Origin of the sequence: Aeromicrobium sp. (assembly GCF_036675695.1) — a bacterium.
GTDB lineage: Bacteria > Actinomycetota > Actinomycetes > Propionibacteriales > Nocardioidaceae > Aeromicrobium.
The window spans coordinates 1-24377 of sequence record NZ_JAKFEL010000233.1 but is presented as its reverse complement, the minus strand read 5'-3'; the positions used below and the strand labels follow the sequence as shown (position 1 = coordinate 24377).

At 65.9% G+C, this 24377-nt stretch carries 23 protein-coding genes; 18 read left to right on the top strand and 5 right to left on the bottom strand.

Annotated elements, in window-relative coordinates:
- Positions 1-44: 44 nt before the first annotated feature.
- The 8 genes from ssd to V6M39_RS15375 all read left to right on the top strand — a co-directional run bounded on the left by ssd (position 45) and on the right by V6M39_RS15375 (position 4996).
- Positions 45-1082, top strand: coding sequence for a septum site-determining protein Ssd (ssd, locus tag V6M39_RS15410; RefSeq protein ID WP_332644697.1), 1038 nt, complete (start codon positions 45-47; stop codon positions 1080-1082).
- Positions 1079-2221: a TadA family conjugal transfer-associated ATPase gene (locus V6M39_RS15405; RefSeq protein WP_332644696.1), complete on the top strand. Its 1143-nt coding sequence runs from the start codon at positions 1079-1081 to the stop codon at positions 2219-2221. The genes ssd and V6M39_RS15405 overlap by 4 nt, the downstream gene beginning before the upstream one ends.
- Positions 2218-3015, top strand: coding sequence for a type II secretion system F family protein (locus tag V6M39_RS15400; RefSeq protein WP_332644695.1), 798 nt, complete (start codon positions 2218-2220; stop codon positions 3013-3015). Before V6M39_RS15405 ends, V6M39_RS15400 begins: the two co-directional genes overlap by 4 nt.
- A gap of 125 nt (positions 3016-3140) precedes the next feature.
- On the top strand, positions 3141-3710 hold the full coding sequence (locus V6M39_RS15395) for a type II secretion system F family protein (protein ID WP_332644694.1): 570 nt from the start codon (positions 3141-3143) through the stop codon (positions 3708-3710).
- Positions 3711-3832: 122 nt separating this feature from the next.
- Positions 3833-4024 (top strand): DUF4244 domain-containing protein, encoded by a 192-nt coding sequence (locus tag V6M39_RS15390; protein WP_332644693.1) that lies wholly within the window; start codon positions 3833-3835, stop codon positions 4022-4024.
- Positions 4025-4092: 68 nt separating this feature from the next.
- Positions 4093-4296: a DUF4244 domain-containing protein gene (locus tag V6M39_RS15385; protein WP_332644692.1), complete on the top strand. Its 204-nt coding sequence runs from the start codon at positions 4093-4095 to the stop codon at positions 4294-4296.
- Between the two features lie 17 nt (positions 4297-4313).
- Positions 4314-4646, top strand: a complete 333-nt coding sequence (locus tag V6M39_RS15380) for a TadE family type IV pilus minor pilin (protein WP_332644691.1) — start codon at positions 4314-4316, stop codon at positions 4644-4646.
- The gene (locus tag V6M39_RS15375; protein ID WP_332644690.1) at positions 4643-4996 is read left to right on the top strand and encodes an Rv3654c family TadE-like protein; all 354 of its coding nucleotides are present in this window, start codon (positions 4643-4645) and stop codon (positions 4994-4996) included. The genes V6M39_RS15380 and V6M39_RS15375 overlap by 4 nt, the downstream gene beginning before the upstream one ends.
- Here the strand turns inward: V6M39_RS15375 and V6M39_RS15370 are convergent.
- On the bottom strand, positions 4993-7287 hold the full coding sequence (locus tag V6M39_RS15370) for a DEAD/DEAH box helicase (protein ID WP_332644689.1): 2295 nt from the start codon (positions 7285-7287) through the stop codon (positions 4993-4995). The genes V6M39_RS15375 and V6M39_RS15370 overlap by 4 nt on opposite strands.
- Positions 7288-7354: 67 nt before the next feature.
- Between V6M39_RS15370 and V6M39_RS15365 the strand changes: the two genes are divergently transcribed.
- From V6M39_RS15365 to V6M39_RS15355, 3 genes are all read left to right on the top strand, one after another.
- Entirely contained in the window at positions 7355-7717 is a 363-nt protein-coding gene (locus tag V6M39_RS15365; protein ID WP_442880818.1) for an anti-sigma factor antagonist, read from the top strand.
- A 91-nt stretch (positions 7718-7808) separates the two neighbouring features.
- Complete coding sequence (locus tag V6M39_RS15360) at positions 7809-10196, top strand: sodium-translocating pyrophosphatase (protein ID WP_332644688.1); 2388 nt, start codon at positions 7809-7811, stop codon at positions 10194-10196.
- A 70-nt stretch (positions 10197-10266) separates the two neighbouring features.
- Complete coding sequence (locus tag V6M39_RS15355) at positions 10267-11760, top strand: DUF7059 domain-containing protein (protein ID WP_332644687.1); 1494 nt, start codon at positions 10267-10269, stop codon at positions 11758-11760.
- Here the strand turns inward: V6M39_RS15355 and V6M39_RS15350 are convergent.
- Both V6M39_RS15350 and V6M39_RS15345 read right to left on the bottom strand, forming a co-directional pair.
- Entirely contained in the window at positions 11757-12968 is a 1212-nt protein-coding gene (locus tag V6M39_RS15350) for an MFS transporter (RefSeq protein WP_332644686.1), read from the bottom strand. The genes V6M39_RS15355 and V6M39_RS15350 overlap by 4 nt on opposite strands.
- Before the next feature lie 36 nt (positions 12969-13004).
- Complete coding sequence (locus tag V6M39_RS15345) at positions 13005-13412, bottom strand: hypothetical protein (RefSeq protein ID WP_332644685.1); 408 nt, start codon at positions 13410-13412, stop codon at positions 13005-13007.
- A gap of 155 nt (positions 13413-13567) precedes the next feature.
- On the opposite strand from V6M39_RS15345, the gene topA reads away from it, so the two are divergent.
- From topA to V6M39_RS15310, 7 genes are all read left to right on the top strand, one after another.
- Positions 13568-16231: a type I DNA topoisomerase gene (gene topA / locus V6M39_RS15340; RefSeq protein ID WP_332644684.1), complete on the top strand. Its 2664-nt coding sequence runs from the start codon at positions 13568-13570 to the stop codon at positions 16229-16231.
- A gap of 56 nt (positions 16232-16287) precedes the next feature.
- Positions 16288-18378, top strand: a complete 2091-nt coding sequence (locus V6M39_RS15335; protein WP_332644683.1) for a hypothetical protein — start codon at positions 16288-16290, stop codon at positions 18376-18378.
- A 79-nt stretch (positions 18379-18457) separates the two neighbouring features.
- Complete coding sequence (locus V6M39_RS15330; protein WP_332644682.1) at positions 18458-19612, top strand: low temperature requirement protein A; 1155 nt, start codon at positions 18458-18460, stop codon at positions 19610-19612.
- A 9-nt stretch (positions 19613-19621) separates the two neighbouring features.
- Positions 19622-20029, top strand: coding sequence for an MmcQ/YjbR family DNA-binding protein (locus V6M39_RS15325; RefSeq protein WP_332644681.1), 408 nt, complete (start codon positions 19622-19624; stop codon positions 20027-20029).
- A 10-nt stretch (positions 20030-20039) separates the two neighbouring features.
- Entirely contained in the window at positions 20040-20681 is a 642-nt protein-coding gene (gene tmk / locus V6M39_RS15320; RefSeq protein WP_332644680.1) for a dTMP kinase, read from the top strand.
- Positions 20678-21826, top strand: a complete 1149-nt coding sequence (locus V6M39_RS15315) for a DNA polymerase III subunit delta' (protein ID WP_332644679.1) — start codon at positions 20678-20680, stop codon at positions 21824-21826. Before tmk ends, V6M39_RS15315 begins: the two co-directional genes overlap by 4 nt.
- Positions 21823-23373: an alpha/beta hydrolase gene (locus V6M39_RS15310; RefSeq protein WP_332644678.1), complete on the top strand. Its 1551-nt coding sequence runs from the start codon at positions 21823-21825 to the stop codon at positions 23371-23373. Before V6M39_RS15315 ends, V6M39_RS15310 begins: the two co-directional genes overlap by 4 nt.
- Positions 23374-23379: 6 nt before the next feature.
- Here V6M39_RS15310 and V6M39_RS15305 read toward each other — a convergent pair whose 3' ends face one another.
- Positions 23380-23901 (bottom strand): DUF937 domain-containing protein, encoded by a 522-nt coding sequence (locus V6M39_RS15305; protein ID WP_332644677.1) that lies wholly within the window; start codon positions 23899-23901, stop codon positions 23380-23382.
- A 45-nt stretch (positions 23902-23946) separates the two neighbouring features.
- Positions 23947-24234 (bottom strand): chorismate mutase, encoded by a 288-nt coding sequence (locus tag V6M39_RS15300; protein WP_332644676.1) that lies wholly within the window; start codon positions 24232-24234, stop codon positions 23947-23949.
- Between the last annotated feature and the right edge of the window lie 143 nt (positions 24235-24377).

The window sequence follows — 24377 nt, the reverse complement described above, 5'->3', positions numbered from 1 at the left end:
GTGGCACAGTCGTGGCGATCGTCCTGCGTAGCGAGGGTTGGCATATGTCCGACGCCGACCTGCCCCTGATTGCCACCGCTGACGAACACCTCCTCGACAATGCGCTGCGTTGGTGCGCCGCAGTTGGAGTCATCCCGGAGGTTGCCTCCGACCTCACGTCGGTACGCCGGTCGTGGCGGCGTGCGCCGCTGGTGATCATGGGTGAAGACCTGGCCGGGCGGATGGCCCAGGCAGAGATGCCGCGCCGGGATCACGTGCTCCTCGTGGCGGACGATCCGTCGAAGTGGTGGTCGACGGCAGTCCAGCTCGGCGCAGGGGACGTGTTCGCCACCGCGGAGGAGGGGCGCATCCTGGAGGCACTGGCGTCGGCGCTCGACGGGCGCGGCGAAGCGTGCCTGGTCAGCGTCGTCGGCGGCTCGGGCGGAGTTGGTGCCTCGACCTTGGCAGCATCCATGGCGCTCGCAGCGGGGCGACGCGGGTTGCGGTCGCTGCTGTTCGATGCCGATCCGCTCGGCGGCGGCCTCGACCTGGTCCTCGGCTCAGAGCGCGCCGAGGGTGTGCGATGGCGCGATCTCGACTCAACCCGCGGGCGCCTCAGCGCTGGATCCCTGTCCGAAGTCCTCCCGGTGCATTCCGGCATCGCCACGCTGTCGTGGGACCGCTCACCAGATGCGTCTCTGCCCGATTCCGTCCCTTCCGTCCTGACAGCCGCAGTGCGAGGGTTCGACCTTGTCGTTGCTGATGTTCCACGGCACGTGGATCCTCACGGCGTCGACATCCTTGGCCGCTCCGTGCTGACGGTGCTGGTCGTGGCCGAGGAGATTTGTGCCGTTGGCGCGGCGCGCCATGTGCTCACACGTCTCGAACGCTGTGCGTCATCCATCGCCGTGGTGAGCGTGAGCCGACCGGGTGGCATTGGTCCGACGGCGGTTTCGGACGCTCTGGGTCACCCGGTGCACACGAGACATCGCTTCGACCGTCGCATTCGGGGCGCGGTCGACCGTGGTCATGGCCCAGGCACGTCGCGCGCAGCGCGGCGTACGTCTGCCTCCTTGCTCGACGTTCTTGGGTTGGGTGCGTGACGCAGCGCGAGCTCGTCGAGCGCATACGGCAGAGGCTGGCGTCCGATCCGTCCGAGCCGACGGCGCACAGCGTCGCGGCAGCGCTTCGCGCCGAACGCCAGCTCGCTGGCAGCGCGACCGTTCTTGCGCTGGTTGACGAGCTGAGGCGGGAGACGCGCGGAGTTGGGTCGCTTGAGCCGTTGCTCTCGCTGCCGGGTGTCACCGACGTGCTGGTCAACGGCGCGGATGAGGTCTACTTCGATCGGGGTCGTGGTTTGGAGACGTCTTCGATCGTCTTCCCCGACGAGGAGTCCGTACGCCGTCTGGCCCAACGCCTTGCTGCCCAGGCCGGGCGAAGGCTCGACGACGCGAGTCCGTGGGTCGATGCGCGTCTCGGCGACGGCACCCGCCTGCATGCAGTGCTCGCTCCGCTGGCACGACCCGGCACGCTGATCTCGTTGCGCGTGCCAGCCAGGAGATCCTTCACACTCGACGAGCTGGCGGCAGCAGGGTCGCTGAGCGAAGTGGCGGCTGAGCGGATCCAGGCGATCATCGCCAGGCGATGCGCGTTCATCGTCAGCGGTGGCACCGGCTCGGGCAAGACCACGCTGCTCGCGGCAATGCTCGGACTGGTCGATCCACTTGAGCGCATCGTGATCGTCGAAGACGCGACGGAGCTGCGACCCGACCATCCTCACGTCGTGGGCCTCGAGGCTCGACCTGCCAACATTGAGGGTGCGGGTCTGGTGACCGTACGAGACCTCGTGCGGCAGGCCTTGCGGATGCGCCCTGACCGCTTGATCGTCGGTGAGGTGCGCGGTGGCGAGGTGGTCGATCTGCTGGCTGCGCTCAACACGGGTCACGAGGGTGGCTGCGGCACGATCCACGCCAACTCCGCGGCGGATGTGCCCGCCCGGTTCGAGGCCCTCGCAGTGGCGGCAGGTATGCCGCGCGAAGCGTTGCACAGCCAGCTTCGCTCGAGCCTCGACCTCGTAGTCCACCTGGCCCGCGCAGCAGACGGGCTACGCCGGGTCGAACAGATCGCCGTGCTCGGCGCGGACGAACGAGGGTTCGTCACGTGTGAGCCGGCGCTGCAGTTCGATGAGATGGAAGCGGTGCGTGGACCGGGTCACGAGCGCCTCGCCGCACTCCTCGCATGAGCGTGGTGGCTGCGGTTTTCACGGCCGCTGCGTGGTTGGTGGCGAGGCCGCCGGGGATCTGGGTTGCCCGCGTTCGGCTCGCTACTCCGCGGCTCGGGATGATGCGACCCGCCACGCTGATCACGCCGCTGGCCGTGGTGACCTGCGCTGTTGTGATCGTGGTCGGCCTCCCGCCCGCGCGCTTGATTGCCGCACTGACGGTCGGCGGGGTCGCCTGGTTCGCCGCGCGCCAGCTGCGAGCCGAACGCGTACGCCGTCGTGCCAGGGTGCAGCGCGATGCGGTGGCGGAAGCTCTGGGTCTGATGGCGGCCGAGCTGAGGGCCGGCATCCTGCCGCATCGAGTCCTTTCCGGGCTTGCTCCGGACTTTCCCTTTCTGGCTGCCGCCTCGCGTGCAGCCGAGCTGGGCGGTGACGTGTCCTCCGCTCTGCGACGACAGTCGGCGGCTCCGGGTTGTGAGCTGCTGTCAACAGTTGCCAGCGCCTGGATGGTTGCCGAGAGAGCAGGGGCGCCGCTCGCGCGCACCCTGGATCGGCTCGAATCGTCGACGCGAGACGACCGGGAGATCGAACGTGAAGTGCAGTCAGGCATTTCACCCGCGAGGGCGACGGGGCGGCTCATGGCGGTCCTGCCGGTCGTTGGTCTGACGATGGGATCCGGTATGGGCGCAGATCCATTTACCGTGCTCACCAGCACAGTGCCAGGAGCGTTGTGCCTTGCGGCCGGTTCGGCATGCGCCTGCGCCGGAGTGACATGGGTCAATCGCATCGCGACGACCGCAGAGCGCTCCGGATGATCACGGCGGTACTGGCATCGTTGGCCGTCTTCTGCGCCATCCCTTCATCCCCGGCCGGCAGGCAACGGGCGGTGTTCGACGTGCGCCGATCGTCGCATCGCCCGAGCCCGGCCGTTGTGGCAGCGATGGCTACTCCGGTTGCGGCACTGATGTTGCTGGGGTGGCCGTTCGGTGCGCTGCTCGGCATAGCGCTGAGCCCGGCCGCACATGGCGTCGTGAGTCGGCTCGAGTCCGCGGCGGTCCGCGAACGCAATGCCAAGATCGCAGGCCAGCTCCCGGGAGCCCTTGACCTGATGGTGGCGGCCCTCGAAGCGGGTCGAGCGCCCAGTGTGGCGCTGGCACTGACGGCCGGTGCGACAGACGACCCTCTGGGATCTGAGCTCCGTCAGCTCGCCAGCAGGCTGGCGATTGCCGGCGATCCGCTCTCCGTCTGGAGCTCAGTGCTCGATGATCCGGCACTGGCGCCGGTCGGTCGAGCCTTCCGTCGCGCCGAGACGTCGGGAATGCCGGTCGCGCAGGTGATCTGCGGCGTTGCCGACGAACTGCGTCGCGAGCGCAGGGCGTGTCGCCGTGAAGCCAGTCGCAAGGTTGCGGTCCGTACCGCAGCGCCGCTTGGTGTGTGCTTCCTGCCGGCGTTCTTCCTCATCGGGATAGTGCCGATGATCCTGGGCGCCTTCCGCTCCTTCACCTTCTGAACTGTTTCCACATTCCCGACCGGTCAGGTCAGGCTTTCCCCAGTCCGTGATGTGGGGGCGCAGATCGACCGACGCGGAACACATATTCCCGATGACAGATTCACCCATCGAAGGGACAACCCATGAAGACCACGCTTCTGAAGACGGCACAGCGACTACGAACCGAGCGCGGCATGACGACCGCCGAATACACCGTCGGCACGCTCGGTGCCTGCACGATCGGCGGAGTGCTGGTCAAGATCGGCCAGTCCGAGTGGTTTGGCGACCTCGTCAAGGACCTCATCAACAAGATCCCGGACATCCTGCCGTTCTGAGCCAGCGCCGGGGCGAGCCCATTCATTCAACGACGTGCTCGCCCCGGCTCTCCCAAAGGAGCTACACCGTGAAGAGAGACGAACAAGGGATGGCCACGGCCGAATACACGGCCGGCACGCTGGGCGCGGTGTGCATCGGACTGATCCTCTACAAGCTTGGCGCACTCGACCACGACAACCCCTGGCTCGAGACCTTCAGAGAAATCCTGGAGGGTGCGCTGTCATGGCGGCCGCTGCGCGACTTCATACCCGGGATGGGTTTGAGGATTTGATCAGGAAACAACGCGGGATGGTCACGGCAGAGCTCGCCACGATCGCTCCGCTCGGGGTCGCCTTTGCGTTCCTGCTGCTGTGGATCGTGTCGCTCGGTCTCACCCAGGTGCGACTGGTCGATGCGTCTCGCGAAGGGGCTCGGCTGGTGGCGCGAGGCGAGGCCGTCGGAGCCGCGAAGCTCGCTGCGAAGAAGTTGTCGCCCGATGGTGCGAAGGTCACCATCACCACCGACGGCGGACTGGTGACGGTGACAGTTCAGGCAAAGTCGGCCATGCCGATCCCGTTCTTCTCAGGCATCGGTGCTCGCACGATGGAGTCGTCCTCGGTGGCAGCCGAGGAGTCGCCGTGACGCGTGATCGCGGGGCCGTCACGGTCTACGCCGCATCGGCTGCGGTGATGCTGACTCTCGTAGCCCTGGTGTTGGCACAGGTCGCTGGTCTCATTCGACTGAAGCATTCGGTCGCGGCGGCTGCAGATCTGGCGGCGTTGGCGGCAAGCCGGGCGAGTGTCGATGGTGAGGATGGCTGCGGTGCGGCCGATGAGCTGGTCCGTCGCAATGGTGCGCGACTGGTCTCGTGCCGGATGGACTACGACGTGGCGACTGTCGTGGCGGGCGGCACCAGCAAGTCCTGGTGGGGCCAGAGGTGGTCGTTTGAGCAGAAGGCTCGCGCAGCGCCAGACTTCTACATCGTTGACTAGGACGAGTCAGCAAGCAGGGCGTCGAGCAGCGTGACGGCACCGGCTTTGTTGAGTGGTTCGTTGCCGTTGCCGCACTTGGGTGAATAGACGCAGGAAGGGCAGCCGCTGCGGCATTCGCAGGCCATGATGGCGTCGCGGGTGATCGTCAGCCAGCGCTGTGCGACTTCGTACCCGCGCTCGGCAAAGCCGGCACCACCTGGATAGCCGTCATAGACGAACACGGTGAGGGTTCCGGTGTCGGAGTGCAACGCGGTCGAGACACCTCCGATGTCCCAGCGATCGCAGGTCGCCAGCAGAGGCAGCAGCCCGATCGCGGCATGCTCCGCCGCATGAGCAGCGCCAGGGATGTCGGCAGTCGCCAGCGACTCGGCCACTGCCTTCTCACTGAGCGTCCACCACACGGCCTTGGTCGGCAGCGTCCGCTCCGGCAGGTCCAGCAGCTCCTCGCCCAGCATCCCTCCGCCAGTCGTGCTCCTCTTTGTATAAGAGATGACCTGCCTGACCACATCGACAGAGCCGAACGACATTGCCGCTTCGCCCCACTTCGTCGAACGTTCCGTCTCGGTGATCGTGATCTCCGTGACCGAGCGCGCCATCGTCGAGTACTCGGGGTCCTCGCGATGCACGATCGCGACGCCGTCCTCGACGTCGTACTCGTTGACGACGTGCACATCGCCCTGGTGCACGTAGACGGCGCCGTCGTGTACCGCGGCATCTGCTGAGCCTGCGTCCACGGTGCCGATCAGTCGTCCGGTGCCCGCATCAACAATCTGGACCGGCGACCCACCACTGGAGCGGATGTCAGCAAGATCGCTGGCCCGCTCCCGCTTGGTCCAGAACCAGCCGGCCGGGCGCTTGCGGAGCAGGCCGGCGGCCTCGAGTGCCTTGATGCCCTCAGCCGTACGCGGGCCGAACAGCTCGAAGTCGGCTTCGGTGAGCGGCAGCTCATGCGCCGCGGCTGCGAGGTGTGGGCCGAGCACATAAGGATTGTCAGGATCGAAGACGGAGGACTCGACTGGTGCGCCGAGAAGTGCTTCGGGATGGTGCACGAGATAGGTGTCGAGCGGCTCGTCCCGTGCGATCAGGATGCCGATCGAGTCGCGGCCCGCTCGTCCAGCACGACCGAATTGCTGCCGGAGCGCTGCCCGGGTGCCAGGAAAGCCGACGCTGATGATCGCGTCCAGCCCGGCGATGTCGATTCCCAGCTCCAAAGCATTGGTGCTGGCCAACCCGAGCAGGTCGCCGTCGCGTAGACGGCGCTCGAGCTCGCGTCGTTCCTCAGGCAGATAGCCGCCGCGGTAGGTGGCGACGCGAGCTGCCAGGTCGGGATCGACCTCGGACAGACTTCGTTGTGCGGTTGCCGCGACAGTCTCGGCTCCGCGCCGCGAACGTACGAACGCCAGGGTGCGCACCTGCCCGATGACCAGATCGGTGAGCAATTCGCCCGCCTCGGTGTTGGCTGCTCGACGTACGGGCGTCTGGGAGTCAGCGTCGAAACCAGGCAGTAGGGGCGGCTCCCACAGGGCGATGGTCTGCGCCGCATGCGGCGAGGCATCGTCGGTCACCGCAACGACTTCGAGGCCAGTCAGCCGTGCGGCGAAGATGTCGGGATCGGCGACAGTTGCCGATGACAGGACGAACACTGGATCGGAGCCATAGTGCTGGCAGATGCGACGCAGTCGCCGCAAGACGTGGGCCACGTGAGCGCCGAAGACACCGCGATAGTGGTGGCACTCGTCGATCACGACATGGCTGACGCCTCCGAGCACGCGACTCCATCGAGAGTGCCCGGGGAGGATCGTGTGGTGCAGCGTGTCCGGATTGGTCAGCAGGTAGTTGGCGTGATCGCGCGCCCAGGCGCGCTCCTCGCGGGAGTTGTCACCGTCGACCGTGGCCGGTCGGGTGAACGATGGAGCCGCAGCAAGACGTCGGAGTTGGTCGGCGGCCAGTGCCTTGGTCGGCGCGAGATAGAGGACACTCGGCATCCGATTGCCCTGGAGGCCGCTGCCCGCTCGACCCTCCGCGAGAGACGTCAACGCGGGCGCCTGGAACGCCAACGACTTGCCAGACGCCGTACCGGTCGAGACAACGGTGTGGCGACCAGAGCGAATGAGGTGCAGCGCCTCGGCCTGATGACCCCAGAGCTGGGCGATGCCCTCCGCCTCGTACATCGACCGGACCTCTGGGTCGACCCACTCTGGCCATGGCTCGATGACCGCTTCGCGAGCTGGGATGTGCTCGACATGCGTGACCCGTTCGCTGTGGCGAAGGACGATGTCGGCGGGTTCCACGTGGGAAGTCTTCCAGACCATGTACGGGCAATCTGTGGAGCGGCAACGGTCCCGAGATCGTGATTAGATGCTTGACATGGAGCTCGCACTGTCAACGCGCACTGTCGACGACTTCGAGATCATCGAGGTTGGCGGCGAAGTCGACGTATATACAGCCCCCAAACTCCGCGAGGCGATTGTCACGGCGATCGAAGGCGGCAAGTCGCGATTGATCATCGACGTCGAGAAGGTCGACTTCCTCGACTCGACTGGACTGGGTGTCCTGGTCGGAGCTCTCAAGCGCGTACGCGCTGACGGCGGATCACTCGACATCGTGTGTACGCACGAGCGCATCCTGAAGATCTTCGGGATCACCGGACTCGACAAGGTCTTCGGCCTGCACGCCTCGATCGACGAGGCTCGAGCGGCGACACATCCTGAGACCCCTTGATGCTGTTCTCATAGTCGGCATGTAACCTCCGTCACGTTGGTCTGGACGTCTGGCCCAACGCTTCTTTCTGCTTATCTGATGGAGGAATTTCATGGCGAACGCGACTTTCGTTGCGGCAGCCGGGGACATTGACCTCTCCAACGACAACACGATCATCGTGTCCGTCGTGGCCGGAGTTGGCGTCCTCGCTCTCATCCTGGCGGCGGTTTTCCGCGCCGAAGTGCTCAAGGCCTCTGAAGGCACAGCAAAGATGCAGGAGATCGGACAGGCGGTTCAGGAGGGTGCTGCGGCATACCTCGGGCGCATGTTCAAGACTCTTGCAGTCTTCGCCCTGCTCGCCTTCGGACTGCTGTTCGTTCTGCCCGGTGATTCCGACATCAGGATCGGGCGGTCGGCATTCTTCCTTCTCGGCGCTGGCTTCTCGGCACTGATCGGTTACCTCGGTATGTGGCTCGCAACGCGCGCCAACGTCCGCGTGGCCGCAGCTGCTCAGAACGAAGGGCGTGAGGCGGCGATGCGCATTGCGTTCCGCACCGGTGGCCATGTCGGCATGATGACGGTCGGCCTCGGCCTTCTCGGCGCGTCGGCGATTGTCCTGTATTACCAGGGTGAAGCACCGTCGGTGCTTGAAGGGTTCGCCTTCGGTGCTGCTCTGCTCGCCATGTTCATGCGAGTCGGCGGCGGCATCTTCACCAAGGCTGCTGACGTCGGAGCCGACCTCGTCGGCAAGGTCGAGCAGAACATCCCCGAAGACGACCCGCGCAACGCCGCGACGATCGCCGACAACGTCGGTGACAACGTCGGTGACTGTGCCGGTATGGCTGCCGACCTCTTCGAGTCGTACGCCGTCACCCTGGTCGCCGCACTGATCCTCGGGTCGGTTGCCTTTGGTGAGAAGGGACTCGTCTTCCCGCTCATCGTTCCCGCGATCGGTGCCCTCACGGCGATCATCGGCGTGTACATCACCCGTCCCCGCCAGGGCGAGGGCGGACTTACGACCATCAATCGCTCGTTCTACATCTCGGCATTGATTTCCGCGGTCGGTTCCTCGGTGGCTGCATGGTTCTACCTGCCGAGCTCGTTCGAAGACCTCAAGGGGATCGACACCAGCTCCCTGATCGTCACGCTCGGTCAGGCACAGGGTGGAGACGCTCCGGGTCTTGGCGGAGGGTGGCTCGATGACCCGCGCGTCATCGCGATCATCGCGGTGCTGATCGGTATCGTCCTGGCCGCTGTGATCCTGGCCCTCACGGGCTACTTCACCGGGACGGAAACTCGTCCGGTCAAGGATGTCGGCAAGACATCTCTCACGGGTGCCGCAACGGTCATCCTGTCGGGTCTGTCGGTGGGCTTCGAGTCGGCGGTCTACACGGCCATCGTCATTGGTGCTGCTGTCTTCGGCGCGTTCCTGCTCGGCAGCGGCTCCCTCGTTGTCGCACTGTTCGCAGTGTCTCTCGCCGGTTGTGGTCTGCTGACCACGGTTGGCGTCATCGTGGCCATGGACACGTTCGGTCCGGTCAGCGACAACGCCCAGGGCATCGCTGAGATGTCGGGCGACGTCGACGAAGAGGGCGCCAAGATCCTCACGGAGCTCGACGCGGTCGGCAACACGACGAAGGCCATCACCAAGGGCATCGCGATTGCGACAGCCGTTCTCGCCGCGACGGCGTTGTTCGGCTCGCTGACGAGCGCGATCAGCTCCGCGGTCGAGGACGCCAACATCGGTGCGGAAGCTCGTGGCATCAAGGTCATCGAGACGTACGCCCTCAACGGTGTGTTCAACGTGGCCGACCCGAGCAACCTGTTCGGTCTGATCCTCGGTGCAGCCGTGGTGTTCCTGTTCTCCGGACTCGCGATCAACGCTGTCGGCCGTGCTGCCGGCGCCGTGGTCTACGAAGTGCGTCGCCAGTTCCGGGAGATCCCGGGAATCATGGAAGGCACGGGTCGTCCCGAGTACGGCAAGGTTGTCGACATCTGCACGCGCGACTCGCTGCGTGAGCTCGCAACGCCGGGCATCCTGGCGATCTTCGCTCCGATTGCGGTCGGTTTCGGCCTCGGCATCGGTCCGCTCGGTGCCTACCTGGCGGGCGCGATCGGTACGGGCGTGCTGATGGCAGTGTTCCTCGCCAACTCCGGTGGTGCGTGGGACAACGCCAAGAAGCTTGTCGAAGACGGCAACCACGGTGGCAAGGGCTCGCCTGCACATGAGGCGACGATCATCGGTGACACGGTTGGTGACCCGTTCAAGGACACCGCCGGTCCGGCGATCAACCCGCTGCTCAAGGTGATGAACCTCGTCGCGCTGCTCGCGACCCCGTTGATCATCAAGTACGCGTACGGCGAGGATGCCAGCGATCCGATTCGCTACACCATTGCTGGTGTCGCGGTTCTGATCATCGTCATCGCGGTGGGTATCGCACGGTCTCGCCCGATCGCACTTGATACGAGCGACGCCGACTCGGTGCCTGCGAACGCCTGATCAGCACTACGTCGAACGGCGCAGACCCAACCGGGTCTGCGCCGTTCTTCATGTCTGAGAAGGTGTGCAGGTGATCGATGAGGTGTATGTCCCGCAATTGCGTGCTGCGCTGACCAGTGCAGGCTTCACGGTCGACCAGGTCTTCGCGCTGATCGGCGCAGATGCGCACCATGCCCTCGCGCGCAACCAGGTCGCACCTGCCCTTCGGGCGACCACCGGTGCCGGGGACCTTGCGACGTTGGTGCGACTGTTCGCGCTCCAGGTCGCGGTCGACCGCCGCCGCGTTGATGCTGCCCTTCCCGGTCTCGTCGAACCGCTCGCCGCGGCCACCATGCTGCAGCTGTCGGGCGACGAGGTCCGCGCGTTGGTCGACATCCGCCCGTACGGCGATGAGTCGCACGACTGGTGGATCGTGTGCGACCCGACGCCCGGGCTCAGCGGCCCGCAAGGTGTGATGAACCCGCAACACGTGCTGGGCATCAGCGAGGCGTCGTCGTCATTGGCGCAGCTGACCGTACGCGCACCGGTCGGCCGAGCCCTCGACCTTGGTACCGGCTGCGGTGTTCAGGCGCTGCACCTCGCTCAGCACTCGGGCACGGTGGTCGCCACTGACGTCAATCCCCGCGCCCTGCAGATGGCGCGACTGACGGCGTCACTCAACGAGCTCGACATCGACGTACGCAACGGCAGCCTGTTCGACCCGGTGGCTGGCGAGAAGTTCGACCTGATCGCCACCAACCCGCCGTTCGTGATCTCTCCACCTGGCGCCGACGTGCTTGTCTACCGCGACTCGGGAATGCCCGGCGACAGCGTCGTCCGCCATCTCGTTGAGAACGCCGCAACACACCTGAACGAGGGCGGGTGGTGTCAGATCCTCGCCAACTGGGCACATCACGATGGTCGTGACTGGCGCGCCGACCTCGACGAGTGGTTCGCGGGAAGCCCTCTCGATTCGTGGGTGCTGCAGCGCGAGCTGGTCGATCCCTCTGAGTACGTGGAGATGTGGCTGGCCGATGCGGGCCTGAACACCGCCCCCGACTACGTCCAGCGATATGACGCCTGGCTCGACTGGTTCGCCAGCGAACGCATCGATGCCGTCGGCTTCGGCTGGCTGAGCATGCGGCGTACGGACGAGGCTCCGACGCGACTGTTCGAGGAGTGGACGGGTGAGATCGCGCCGCCGATCGGCCCGAGCGTCGCGGCGTGGGGTCACCGCGTCGACGTGCTGCGACATCTCGCCGATCCAGACTTGCTCGACCGTGCCTGGAAGCACGCTCCCGACCTGGTTGAAGAGACCCGCGGTCCGGTAGGCGCCGAGCACCCCGAGTCGATCGTGCTTCGCCTGCAACAGGGCGTACGTCGCGCGCGCCAGGTCGACACGGTCGAAGCCGGGCTGGTCAGCGCCAGCGATGGTGACCTCACGGCCGGGCAGATCCTCGACGCGCTCGCGATGCTGCTCGAGCGAGATGCCAGCGAGCTGCGATCAACGTACGCGTTGTCGGTGCGACAGCTCGTCGAGGACGGATTCTTGCTGCCGCATCAGCCCGCGAAGATGCGCGCCTAGCCTGCTGGAGTCTCCTCGATGGAGTGGCTGTCGGGCTTGAATGCCGGGATCAGCTGACCACCCCAGGCCAGCAGGGCGATGGCGGTGGCAATGAGACCACCCACCACGAAGCCGCCCCACGCGCCCACTTCATCGATCGCCACGCCGATGATCGGTGAGCTGGCTGCGCCGCCAATCATGAACGACGTGCCCTGCCAGCCCATTGCCTCGCCGCGACGATCCTCAGGCGTGAGTTTGGCGATCCACTCGGTCGCCGCTGTCATGGTCGGCGCGCACAGGAATCCGGTCGGGATGACCCACAGCGACAATGACCACACCTCGGTGCCAAGTCCGACGGGGATAGTCGTCAGTCCGAGAGCCAGCAATAGATAGGTGGGGCGGATCGACTTGTTGAGCGATCCGTAGATCAAGCCGCCGATCAACGACGACAACCCCCACAGGCCGTACGTGAACCCGATCGATCCCACGTGGTCGATCTCGCGGAGCTGGGCGACGATGCCGAGATCGGTGCCGATCAGCGCCGCCAAGGTGCCACCGGAGATGAGAAAGAGGAATGCCAGCGGTACGGACATCCACGGGCCCTTGGGTTTCGCGGACTCGACGACCGGCTCGTCCGGGTCGACGGCCGAGCGCGTCGGCGGGTTGAGACGCAGGAACATCAGACCCGCCACGACCTCGGTCATGCCGATCGCGAACAACGCCCAGGCGGCGCTCGCCTGCGTCACGAGGACAACACCGACAGCGGGGCCGATGATGAAGCTGGCTTCGGCGACGACGCTGTCGGCGGAGAACGCAGCACGCCGCAGCCGTTCTTCGACCATGACGCTGAGAGACAGGCGGACGATCGAGAAGATCGGGATGAGGAACAGGCCCATCACGAACGACAGCGGGACCAGCAACGCATAAGAAGTGGAGAGTGCCGCGATCGGATAGAGCACGCCGACCGCGATGATCGACGGAATGATCGCTCGGCGCATGCCGAGCTTGTCGATCAGCCGGCCGCGCCACGGCGATCCCACGCCGGCGCCGATCGTCGAGGCGGCAGCGACGATGCCGGCCTGGGCGTAAGTGCCGTCAAGTGGTCCCACGACGAAAAGGGTGAAAACCAGGGGAGCCGCCATGGCCGGGATGCGGGCGAAGAACGCTGCAATGAACAGTGTTCGTACGGGCCTGTCAGCCCACAGCTCCGCGTATCCCGAGAATCCCACTGAGCCATCCTGCCACCACGCAGAGACAGGATCTGGCTACTTGTCCTTGCCGGGTGGCTTCGCCGGTCTCCCATGGCCCGGTCGGTCCGTCGGCGACGGCTCGACGGGCGCCGGGTTCGCGGTGTCTGCAGGATCCTCCGTGGCGTCATCGCTCGTGTCGTCGTTCTGTTGAGCGTCGGAGGGCGACGCCGTCGCGGAGGGTGCGGGGGAAGGCGGAATGACCGAGGGCAACATGGCGCGCTCGATGCCGCTCACCGGTCCGGAGTTGCTGCTGACTGTCGGGGCGACCAGGGCACCGCCGTTGCCCGTCGCGGTGTTGATCGCGATCGTCAGGGCGACAAGGCCAAGGAGACATGAGGTGGCGCGCAGTGTCAGCTGGACCAGCTCCGAGCGCATCCTGAAGTCGACCCTGGCAGCAGGGACGGAACGTCGATGCTTCGGCACGGCCGCCTCCCTCCGAGTCGTGGTCGTCCCCTCGGCGCGGACGATCGCCAGAATACCCGCTGTGAGGCATTCGACCCCTCGGTGCCGCGGTGGGTTGACGGTACGCGCTACGGTGTGCCTCGTCTGATCACACATTGCAACCGCGGAGAGAATTCTTGACCACCCTCGTCATTGTCGAGTCACCCAACAAGGTCGCCAGCATCGCTGGCTACCTCGGCGACGGCTATGTCGTGGACTCCTCAGTCGGTCACATCCGCGATCTGCCCAAGGGTGCAGACCAGGTGCCGGCCAAGTTCAAGGGCGAGCCCTGGGCGCGCCTCGGTGTCGATGTCGATCACGACTTCGAGCCGATCTATGTCGTGTCGCCTGAGAAGAAGCAGCAGATGGCGAAGCTCAAGAAGCTCCTCAAGGATGCCGACGAGCTCGTACTGGCGACCGATGAGGACCGCGAGGGCGAGGCCATCGCGTGGCACCTGCTCGATGAGCTCAAGCCGACCGTTCCGGTCAAGCGCATTGTCTTCAACGAGATCACCCGCGACGCCATTCAGCACGCCATCGCCAACCCGCGCGATGTCGACATGGACCTGGTCGACGCCCAGGAGACCCGCCGCATTCTCGACCGCCTCTACGGCTACGAGGTCAGCCCAGTTCTGTGGAAGAAGGTCATGAGCGGCCTGTCCGCCGGTCGCGTGCAGTCCGTCGCCACCCGCCTCGTCGTCGAGCGCGAACGCGAACGCATGGCATTCAGCGTCGCCTCCTATTGGGACCTTGAGGCAGCGTTCGACGCTGGCGAAGGCTTCGACCCGCGCCAGTTCCCGGCCAAGCTCAGCAGTGTCGACGGTTTGCGGGTTGCCTCGGGCACGCACTTCGACAACTCCGGCGCCCTGACGTCCGACAAGGTCGTCCACCTCGACGAGGCCAAGGCAGGAGCGCTGGCCGAGGGTCTGCGCGAGCAGCCGTTCACGATCCGTTCGGTCGAGTCCAAGCCCTACACGCGCCGCCCCTACGCACCGTTCCGTACGACCACGATGCAGCAGGAAGCGTCGCGCAAGTTCGGTTTCGGTGCCGCTCGTACGATGCAGGTCGCCCAGCGTCTGTACGAGGGCGGACACATTACTTATATGCGTACCGACTCGACGACGTTGTCACAGACGGCACTCGCCGCGGCCCGTGCCCAGGTCACCGAGCTCTACGGTGCCGCCTACCTGCCGGACGAGCCGCGCGTCTACGCGAGCAAGGTCAAGAACGCCCAAGAGGCGCACGAAGCCATCCGCCCCGCCGGTGAGCGCTTCAAGACGCCCGACCAGACCGGTCTCCGCGGCGACGAGCTCCGGCTCTACGAGCTCATCTGGAAGCGCACCATCGCCTCGCAGATGATGGACGCCAAGGGCAACTCGGTGTCGATCCGCATCGGCGCCACCGCGACGACCGGCGAGGACGCCGTCTTCTCCGCGTCCGGCCGCACCATCACGTTCTACGGGTTCCTCAAGGCGTACGTCGAGTCGAGTGACGACACCGAGGCCGAGGGCGATGACCAGCAGACCAAGCTGCCCAACGTCACGGAAGGCCAGACGGTCACGGCCGCCGAGCTCGGCAAGGCCGGCCACGAGACCAAGCCGCCCGCGCGATTTACCGAAGCCAGCCTCATCAGCGAGCTCGAGACCCGCGAGATCGGCCGCCCCTCGACGTACGCGTCGATCGTTGGCACGATCCAGAACCGGGGCTACGTCTACAAGAAGGGCACGGCCCTGGTGCCGGCCTGGATTGCGTTCTCGGTCATCCGCCTGATGGAGCAGCACTTCGGAAGGCTCATCCAGTACGACTTCACCGCCGAGCTCGAGAGCGTCCTCGACGACGTCGCGGGTGGCCGCGAGGATCGCGTCGCTGTCCTCACCGGCTTCTGGATCGGCGAGGGTGAGGGCAACACCGGCCTCAAGCGCCTTGTCGAGAATCTCCCGGACATCGATGCCCGTGGGCTCGCGACCTTCCCGCTCGGCGAGGAGATCGACCTGCGCGTCGGCCGCTACGGACCGTACGTCGAGGGCCCCCCGTTCACCGAAGACGACGAGGGCAAGCGCGTACCCACCCGCGCCAACGTTCCCGATGACCTCCCGCCGGACGAGCTGACGCTCGACAAGGCCAAGGAGCTGCTCGCGACCCCGGCCGGCCTTGAGAAGGAGCTCGGTCTCCATCCCGACACCGGGCTCGCGATCGTTGCCAAGAATGGCCGCTTCGGCGCCTACGTCACCGAGGCACTGCCCGAGGACGCCAAGAAGGCCGACAAGCCACGTACCGCCAGCCTCTTCGCGTCGATGACGCTCGACACCATCACCCTCGACGAAGCCGTGCAGCTGCTCAGGCTCCCGCGCGTCATCTACACCGAGGAAGATGGCACCGAGGTCACGGCGCAGAACGGTCGCTACGGCCCCTACCTCAAGAAGGGCACAGACTCGCGGTCTCTCGAGCGCGAGGACCAGCTCCTCACGATCACCGAGGAAGAAGTACGCGCGATCTACCTGCAGCCCAAGACGTACGGCCGCCGCGCGGCAGCCGCACCGCTCAAGGAGCTCGGTACGGACCCGGTCAGTGAGCGACCGGTCGTGGCCAAGGATGGCCGCTTCGGCATGTACGTCACCGACGGTGAGTACAACGCGACCTTGCGCAAGGACGACTCGCTCGAGGACCTGACACCCGAACGTGCGTACGAGCTGCTTGCCGAGCGTCGCGCGAAGGGCCCGGCCAAGAAGGCCGCCAAACGCCCGGCCAAGAAGACCGCGAAGAAGACAGCTAAGAAGAAGGCTCCCGCAAAGAAGTCGTAGCCTTCGCTGCTAGCGTTTGTCCCGGTCCATCGGGGACGTGACCTGGAGAGCCAACGATGACGAAGTCGGCACGCGCACTGTTGATCCTTGGATCGATCCTGCTGTTGCTTGGCGTCCTCGCCGGCGTCGGAAATCGCGAAGTCCTCGACGGCAATCGGTTTGCGCAGCACGTTGATGCGATCCGTACGGACCCAGCGGTTTCGCGCCAGGTCGGCATCGTCATCACCGACAAGCTGACCCGGACGGAGCCAGACCTTGTGGTCGCGCGGCCGCTTCTTGAGTCGACGACAGCGGCCCTCGTCGGCAGCCCGGCGTTCGGCCCGGTCATCAGGACGATGGTTGCGCCGGTCCACGACGTCTTCACCGACGACGGTGACCATCTGGTGCTCCGTCTGGCCGATGTCGGCGCCGTGCTCGTGGCGGCGATCAAGACGGTTGCACCGGAGGCGGCGGAGTCGCTTCCAGCCGACCTCGACGTCACCCTGGCTACGGTGGGCGGACAGGGATTCTCGGGCCAGATCATCGGTGCCGCCCATCTGACGAGGGTGCTGTCGTGGCTGCTGCCGCTGTTGGCGATCCTGTGCTTCGCGGGCGCATTGCTCCTCACCAAAGACCGAGTACGTGGGCTGCGAGCTGTGGGTGTGGCCGTCGCCACCTCCGGCTTGGTCCTCGCCGCAGCCACCTTCATAGTTGGCGTCCTGGCATCGCGCATCGAGACGGATGCGCTCGTCCCAGCCCTGGGTGTGGCCGGGTGGAACACCCTCAGTCCCGCACTCTGGATCGCCGGCGCGTGGGTTGCTGCGGCCGGGTACGTCCTCGTGGTGGGTTCGGTGCTGCGCCTCGGCGTTGACCCGCGGGACTATCTCAAGGCTGTCGTCACATGGCTGCGCACGCCACCAGTCACGCGGCCGCAGCGTGCAGCGCACGGGGCGGCGCTTCTGGGGGTGGGCGGCGCGGCCGTCCTGCGCCCGATGACTGCCGCGGCGGCGGTTCTGGTGTTCGCCGGGTTCATGCTCGCGGTCCAGGGACTGATCGAGCTGGCGGGAGCCATGCGCAGACCCGACCAGGTCGGCGCGGCGTTCTTCCCGCGATTGCTAGCCCGGCCGGAGCTGCGTACCGCGGCTGTTGCTGCCGCAGGCTTTGCCCTCGTCGCTGGTCTGGTCGCGTGGAACGCCCGACCTCCCGCGCCGGCAGTTGCTGCGATCGGCGTGACTCCGTCGAGCCAGTGCAACGGGCACGCCGAGCTCTGCGACCGTCGGTACAACCAGGTGGCCTTCCCAGCGACCCACAACTCGATGTCGGCTGCCGACGAGCCGGGCTGGTACCTCGCCGAGCAGCCAACCGGCATTATCGGCCAGCTCGATGACGGCATCAGGGTCCTGCTGTTCGATACGTGGCCAGGGCAGAAGACCCAACGCGCGGGTGTCATCGCGAACGCCGAGTCGAGTCGCGCCGAAGCGGTCAAGCAGGCGCAGCAGATCTACGGTCCCAGTGTGCTCAGCAGCGCGCTGAGGCTGCGTGAATCGACGTCGTTGACGCCGGTCGGACCTGTGGAGCCGTACCTTTGCCATGCGCTCTGCGAGCTCGGTTCCACCCCGCTCGAACCAGTCATGGCCGACGTGAAGGTGTGGATGGATGCTCACCCGCGAGAGGTCGTCACCTTCTTCATCCAGGACGAGCTGGACCCAGCCGTGACGGCCAAGGTCTTCGACGATGCGGGCCTGACACCGTTGCTCTACACGCCGGGCAAGAGCAAGAAGTTCCCGACGCTGCGCGAGATGGCTGACTCAGGGCATCGCCTTGTGGTGCTGGCCGAGAACAAAGGCGGCGGCACGACGTACCCATGGCTGCTGCAGGGATTCGACTGGGTGCAGGACACTCCGTACGACGCTCTGAAGACCGCGGACTTCAGCTGTGATCTGCTGCGGGGAACGGCCGCAGCGCCGCTGCTTTTGGTCAATCACTGGCTCAACCGCCCGCAGCACCGGGTATCAGATGCGGAGAAGGTAAACGCGGTATCCGTCCTCGGCCCGCGGCTGCAGGAATGCGTTGATGAGCGTCGCCACATCCCCAACTTCGTGGCGGTTGACTACTACGACCGGGGAGCCCTGTTTTCCGAGGTCGACCGTCTCAACGGGGTGTCCTGAGCGACGTTGGGTTGAGGAGACGGCTTCTCGCACGTGGCCTTAGGATCGTCCTGCCGTTGACGGTCAGGCGAGGAGACGTATGACCACCCGTTGGATCAGACCCTTGGGCCCACGCGATCCGCATGAGGAGCACCGCAGCGCTTCGCCGCTCGAGCTGTTCACCGACCTTTGCTACGTCGTCGCGATCGCGCAGTCGGCGTTGACCCTTGAGCACGAGATCGCGGCAGGCCATCCGGGCCATGGCCTCGTCTGGTTCTCGGTCTCGTTCTTCGCGATCTTCTGGGCCTGGCTCAACTTCGTGTGGTTCAACTCGGCGTACGACTCCGACGACACGATCAACCGCCTGCTGACTCTGCTGCAGATCCTCGGCTCGCTCGTCCTTGCCGCTGGCGTGCCGAAGATCTTCGAGGGAGACTTCACGCTGGGCATCATCGGCTACGTCATCATGCGAATAGGCCTCGTCCTGATGTGGCTGCGCGCCTCCGCGGGCCACCCGGAACGACGACGGACGGCACTGCGGTACGCGTACGGGCTGATTGCCGTGCAGGCCGGTTGGGTCGCCGCGCTGGTGGTGACCGGTGGACACCTTCCGCTGTGGCTGTTCGTCATCGGCGTTGCGCTCGACTTCGGAGTGCCGTTCTATGCCGAGCTCGCGGGCACGACTCCTTGGCATCCGAACCACATCGCTGAGCGCTATGGCCTGATGTTCATCATCGTGCTGGGCGAGATGATCCTGTCGGTCACGCTGGCGCTGCAGGTTGCCTTCGACGAGAAAGACCCGCCGATGGAGCTGTGGTTCGTCGTCGCCGGTGGCGTGCTGGTGACGTTCTGCGCCTGGTGGCTCTACTTCTCCCGCGACAACTCCACAATCCTGACCGGCAATGATGTCGGGTACGTATGGGGCTTCGGCCACTACGTGATCTTCGCGTCGGCTGCGGCGATCGGAGCCGGACTCGCGGCGCGCATCGCTTACTACGGGCACCACGCCGAGGTCAGCGACCTGGTCAGCAGTGCCTTCGTCACGGGGCCGGTGGCGGCCTTCCTTGTCGTGCTGTGGGCTGTCACGCTGCGCCTGCATGACTCATCGCTGGGGACGGCCGTCCTGTTCTCCGCGGCGGTGCTTGCCCTGGTCGCGGTGACATTCGTGCCGTATTCCGAGCTGTGGGCTGGAGTGATCTTTGTGATCCTGCTGGTCGCCGTCTTGCGCAGAACACCTGTCACTGCCTCCGTCTAGGTTGGTCGAGTGACCGATGTGGTGCCGGAGTTCCTCGATCGCGTGCGCGCGATCTGCATGGCGCTGCCCGAGGCATATGAGGAACCGGCGTGGATCGGCGTGCGGTGGCGCATTCGCAAGCGCACGTTCGCGCACGTCGTGACGGTCGACGACGACTCGACGTCGGTGTTCAAGGAGGCGTTCGCGCTCGAGGGTGAGGCGACGGCCGTGACATTCCGCGTTCTTGGCGACGAGCTGCTCGCGCTGCGCGAGCACGGGCACCCGTTCTACTACGCAGGCTGGGGCCGCGACGTCATGGGCATGCACCTCGATGACTCCACCGACTGGGACGAGCTCGGGGAGCTGCTGACAGACAGCTACTGCGTCCTCGCGCCCAAGAAGCTGGTCGTACGCGCCCGCTGGGGTTGGGCCGACTAGGCTCCACACCATGGATCCGCTCTTCACCGAAACCGGGGTGTTCCTCGCCCTCGAGGGCGGCGAGGGGTCCGGCAAGTCGACTCAGGCAGCGCTGCTGGTCGAATGGCTCGAGACGCTCGGACACCGCGTTCTGCTGACGCGTGAGCCCGGCGGCACCGAGGTGGGCAAGATCTTGCGCCATATCGTCCTCGACAACGACACGGGTGAGCTGTCCCCGCGTACCGAGGTACTCCTGTACGCAGCTGACAAGGCTGAGCACGTCGACATGGTCGTCCTGCCCGCCCTCGCTGACGGCGCCGTCGTGCTCACCGATCGCTACGTCGACTCGATGCTTGCCTATCAAGGAGCGGGTCGACACCTCGACATTGCCGAGGTCGAGCACATTGCACGGTGGGCGACGTCGTCGCTTCGACCTCACCTCACGATCGTTCTCGACATCGATCCCGCGATCGGTCACGCGCGGTTCGAGGGCGCCGATCGCATCGAGTCGGAGCCGCTGGAGTTCCACCAGCGCGTACGCACACACTTCCTCGAGCTTGCCGCTGCCGATCCGGCGCACTACCTCGTAGTCGGAGGTGGTGGCACTCCGGAAGAGGTCCACGCCGACATCAGGGCCGCTGTTGAGCCGTGGCTCAGTCAGGCGCACCCATGAGCACGGTCTGGGCCGACTTGGTCGGCCAGGAGCCGGTCGTCGAGATCCTCAAGGACGCGGTCGCGTCGGCGGGTGGCGGAGGCCGCTCGATGACACACGCCTGGCTGTTCACCGGTCCGCCCGGTTCCGGCCGGTCCAACGCGGCGAGTGCCTTCGCGGCGGCGCTGCAGTGCGAGCAGGGCGGATGCGGCGAATGCCATTCCTGCGCCACCGCGCACGCAGGCAGCCATCCCGACATCACGATCATCCGTACCGACGGACTTTCGATCGGCACCGACGTGGCTCGCGAGTACGTACGCAAGTCCGCTCTTCGGCCGGCGCTGGGGCGCTGGCAGGTGCTGATAGTCGAGGACGCCGACCGCCTCACCGACCAAGCCGCCAATGCTTTGCTCAAGGCGATCGAAGAGCCGTCCAAGCACACGATCTGGATGCTCTGTGCGCCAGCCGTCGAGGACGTCATCATCACCATCCGGTCGCGCTGCCGGCCGGTGCTGCTGCGTACGCCCTCGGCTTCTGCGATCGCGGGTCTGCTCGTCGAACGTGACGGCATCGAGCCTGCACTGGCTTCGGCAGCTGCCGCGGCATCGCAGGGTCACATCGGCCGAGCCCGCGGCCTTGCCAGGGACCCAGCTGCCCGAGAGCGGCGCCGCGCCATCCTCGCCCTGCCCGTCTCGCTGCGCGATCTGGGTGACTGCCTCGCAGCCGCCCAGACGATCAACGACGCAGCGGCAGCTCGCGCTGCCGAGGTCGGCGACGCAGCCGACGAGCGTGAGCTGGCTGACCTGCGCCAGGGCTGGGGCGTCGAAGACCGCGGCCGTCGTCCGGCGGGTTACTCCGGGGCTTTGTCGACGCTCGAGAAGGACCAGAAGCGCAGACGCACACGACTTGCTCGCGACTCGATCGATGGCGTGCTCCTCGATCTGCTGTCGTTCTGCCGCGATGTGCTCGCAGTCCAGTGCGCGACCGGGACCGACTTGATCAATGCCGACGTGGTCGAGGACGTCAACACTGTGGCGCGAATGTGGACGCCCGAATCGACCATCGGGATGATCGATGCGATCGTCGAGTGCCGCGAATCGCTCACGGCCAATGCCGCTCCGCTGCTCGCCCTCGAACGAATGATGATGGGACTTCGCCAGTCATGAACAGCCAGTCGTCCCCAAAACGTGCCTGGGCCCTCGGCCTCGCACTCATACTCGTCATCTCAGCGGTTGGAGTGGGCGCGGCCTACGTGCTCACCGATCGTGAGAGCGATACCTGGTCGAAGCCGAAGCCGTCTGCGTCAGGAGCACCCAGCGGCCTGTCGAAGTTTTACACGCAAGACGTCTCGTGGAGCAGCTGTGACGACGCCAAATGTGCGGAGGTCGAGGTTCCGATCGACTACGGCGATCCGGACGGCGCAACGACAAAGCTCTCGGTCAAGGTCATCCCGGCGCTCGGCGATGCAGCCAAGCGCAGCATCTTCGTCAATCCAGGTGGACCCGGCGGTGACGCCACCGACTTCGCCGACACGATGGCATCAGAGTTCGGCAACGAAGTGCTCGAGACGTACGACATCGTCGGCGTCGATCCGCGTGGAGTCGGCGACAGCGCCCCACTTGAGTGCATGTCCGACGACGACTTTTCCGACTTCACCAACGTCGACCCCGACCCCGACACTCCTGAAGAGATTGCTTCTCTCCGCGAGAGCGTCACCGACCTCGGTAGCGCTTGCGAACGCGAAGGCGGCGAGCTCGCGGCCCATGTCTCCACCGAGGAGGCCGCCCGCGACATGGACGTCGTACGCGCTCTGCTCGGCCGCAAGAAGATGGACTGGTTCGGCGCCTCCTATGGCACCCAGCTCGGTGCGACCTACGCGACGCTCTTCCCCAAGACGGTCGGCCGCATGGTGCTCGACGGCGCTGTCGACCCGGCCCTCAGCGTCATCGAGTCCGCCATTGGCCAGGCAACTGGATTCCAGCGTGCCCTCGTGGCGTTCGCCAAGGACTGCATCAAGAAGGCCTCGTGCCCGCTTGGTCAGGACCTCGACGCCGGTCTCGCCAAGATCTCGGACCTCATGCGTCAGCTCGACGAGACCCCGATGGAGACCGGGGACCCGTCCCGAGAGCTGACCGAAGGCTTGGCGTTCTACGGAGTCGCCGTCACGCTGTACGACAAGGCGACGTGGCCCATCCTCAGTCAGGCCCTGGAGCCCGCCTTCGGTGGCAACGGATCCTTGCTCTTGCGCCTGTCTGACTTCTACTTCGACCGCGACCCCAGCACTGGCGAGTACGGCGACAACATCGGCGAGGTCATCTACGCCGTCAGCAGCCTCGACGTGGCCGACCCGCCAACCTTGGCGGAGGTCGAGGCCGCGCTGCCTCGCTTCGAGAAGATTTCGCCGGTGTTCGGACGGGCCCTCGGATGGGGCACTCTGTCGCCGGGCGATTGGCCGATCAAGGCGACCCACCCGCAGATCAAGATCGACGGCGAAGGCGCACCTCCGATCGTCGTGATCGGTACGACGCGCGACCCGGCCACACCGTACGAAGGAGCCAAGTCCCTGGCGAAGCAGCTGGCGTCAGGCGTGCTGATCTCCCGTGATGGTGACGGGCACACGGCTTACTCGTCCGGCAACCAGTGCATCAGCAAGGCGGTCGACGAATACCTCGTCTCTGGGACGGTCCCCAAGGACGGGTTGCTCTGCAAGTAGCTGGCGTTACTTCGCGCCACCGAGCAGGCTGCCGAGGATCGAGCCGAGGTCGGGAGCGTCCGACTTGGCCGCCGAGTTGGCCTTCTCGACTTCCTGCTTGACCACTGCGGGATCGGCGTTGCCGCCCTTGGCGACGCGTGACGCGAGGAACGCCATCACGATCGGCGCGGCGATCTTCAGGATCTTCTCTACGTCGACACCGGAGACGCCGGCCTTGCCGCCGATCGCCTCGGAGACATCGGGGGTCTTACCGCCGAGTACCTTCTCGAGGATGCCGCTGCCGGCCACACCGCTGATGAGGGCACCGAGGTCACCGAGCGGTTGGGCTTCGGCGTGATCGCCGAGCGCGCTGGCCAGCGATGCTGCACCGTCACCGCTCTGGACGTTCTTGTCGAGGCCGCCGAGCAGGGCGGGGAGGCTGTCCTTGAGGACCTCCTGCACCTTGCCGGGCTCGATGCCGAGCTGCTTGGCGATGTTGTCGAGGGTGTCGGTGTCGATGCTGGACAGGATGTCGTCTGCGAGAGCCATTCTGGCAGCGTAGACCTGCCGCGTGAACTCAACCAGCCCCGCGGCTCAGTTGCGGATGGCCTCGTGGTGGCGGATCACTTCTTCGATGATGAAGTTGATGAACTTCTCGGCGAAGGCCGGGTCGAGATCGGCTTCCGTGGCGAGGGCGCGAAGCCTGGTGATCTGGCGTGACTCACGCTCAGGGTCTGCCGGCGGCATGCTGTGCTCAGCCTTGAGCTTGCCGACGCGTTTGGTGTACTTGAATCGCTCCGCCAGGACGTGGATCAGCGCAGCATCGATGTTGTCGATGCTCGCTCGGATCTCCTCGAGCTCTGCCTGCGTCGGGTCAGTCACGGATGCGATTCTACGGTGCCGAGGTCAGTTCGTTCCCGGTACGGCCAACCGGTAGACTCTTGCTTCGGTTCGGCGGGCGATCCTCGCTGAACCTTGGCCGCTTTAGCTCAGTCGGTAGAGCGTTTCACTCGTAATGAAAAGGT

Bases quoted from the DNA above. Each gene is read 5' to 3' on its own strand.
- ssd (WP_332644697.1), top strand. From the start codon at position 45: ATGTCCGACGCCGACCTGCCCCTGATTGCCACCGCTGACGAACACCTC.
- V6M39_RS15400 (WP_332644695.1), top strand. From the start codon at position 2,218: ATGAGCGTGGTGGCTGCGGTTTTCACGGCCGCTGCGTGGTTGGTGGCG.
- V6M39_RS15395 (WP_332644694.1), top strand. From the start codon at position 3,141: ATGGCTACTCCGGTTGCGGCACTGATGTTGCTGGGGTGGCCGTTCGGT.
- V6M39_RS15390 (WP_332644693.1), top strand. From the start codon at position 3,833: ATGAAGACCACGCTTCTGAAGACGGCACAGCGACTACGAACCGAGCGC.
- V6M39_RS15380 (WP_332644691.1), top strand. From the start codon at position 4,314: ATGGTCACGGCAGAGCTCGCCACGATCGCTCCGCTCGGGGTCGCCTTT.
- V6M39_RS15365 (WP_442880818.1), top strand. From the start codon at position 7,355: ATGCTTGACATGGAGCTCGCACTGTCAACGCGCACTGTCGACGACTTC.
- V6M39_RS15360 (WP_332644688.1), top strand. From the start codon at position 7,809: ATGGCGAACGCGACTTTCGTTGCGGCAGCCGGGGACATTGACCTCTCC.
- V6M39_RS15335 (WP_332644683.1), top strand. From the start codon at position 16,288: ATGACGAAGTCGGCACGCGCACTGTTGATCCTTGGATCGATCCTGCTG.
- V6M39_RS15330 (WP_332644682.1), top strand. From the start codon at position 18,458: ATGACCACCCGTTGGATCAGACCCTTGGGCCCACGCGATCCGCATGAG.
- tmk (WP_332644680.1), top strand. From the start codon at position 20,040: ATGGATCCGCTCTTCACCGAAACCGGGGTGTTCCTCGCCCTCGAGGGC.
- V6M39_RS15315 (WP_332644679.1), top strand. From the start codon at position 20,678: ATGAGCACGGTCTGGGCCGACTTGGTCGGCCAGGAGCCGGTCGTCGAG.
- V6M39_RS15310 (WP_332644678.1), top strand. From the start codon at position 21,823: ATGAACAGCCAGTCGTCCCCAAAACGTGCCTGGGCCCTCGGCCTCGCA.
- V6M39_RS15305 (WP_332644677.1), bottom strand. From the start codon at position 23,901: ATGGCTCTCGCAGACGACATCCTGTCCAGCATCGACACCGACACCCTC.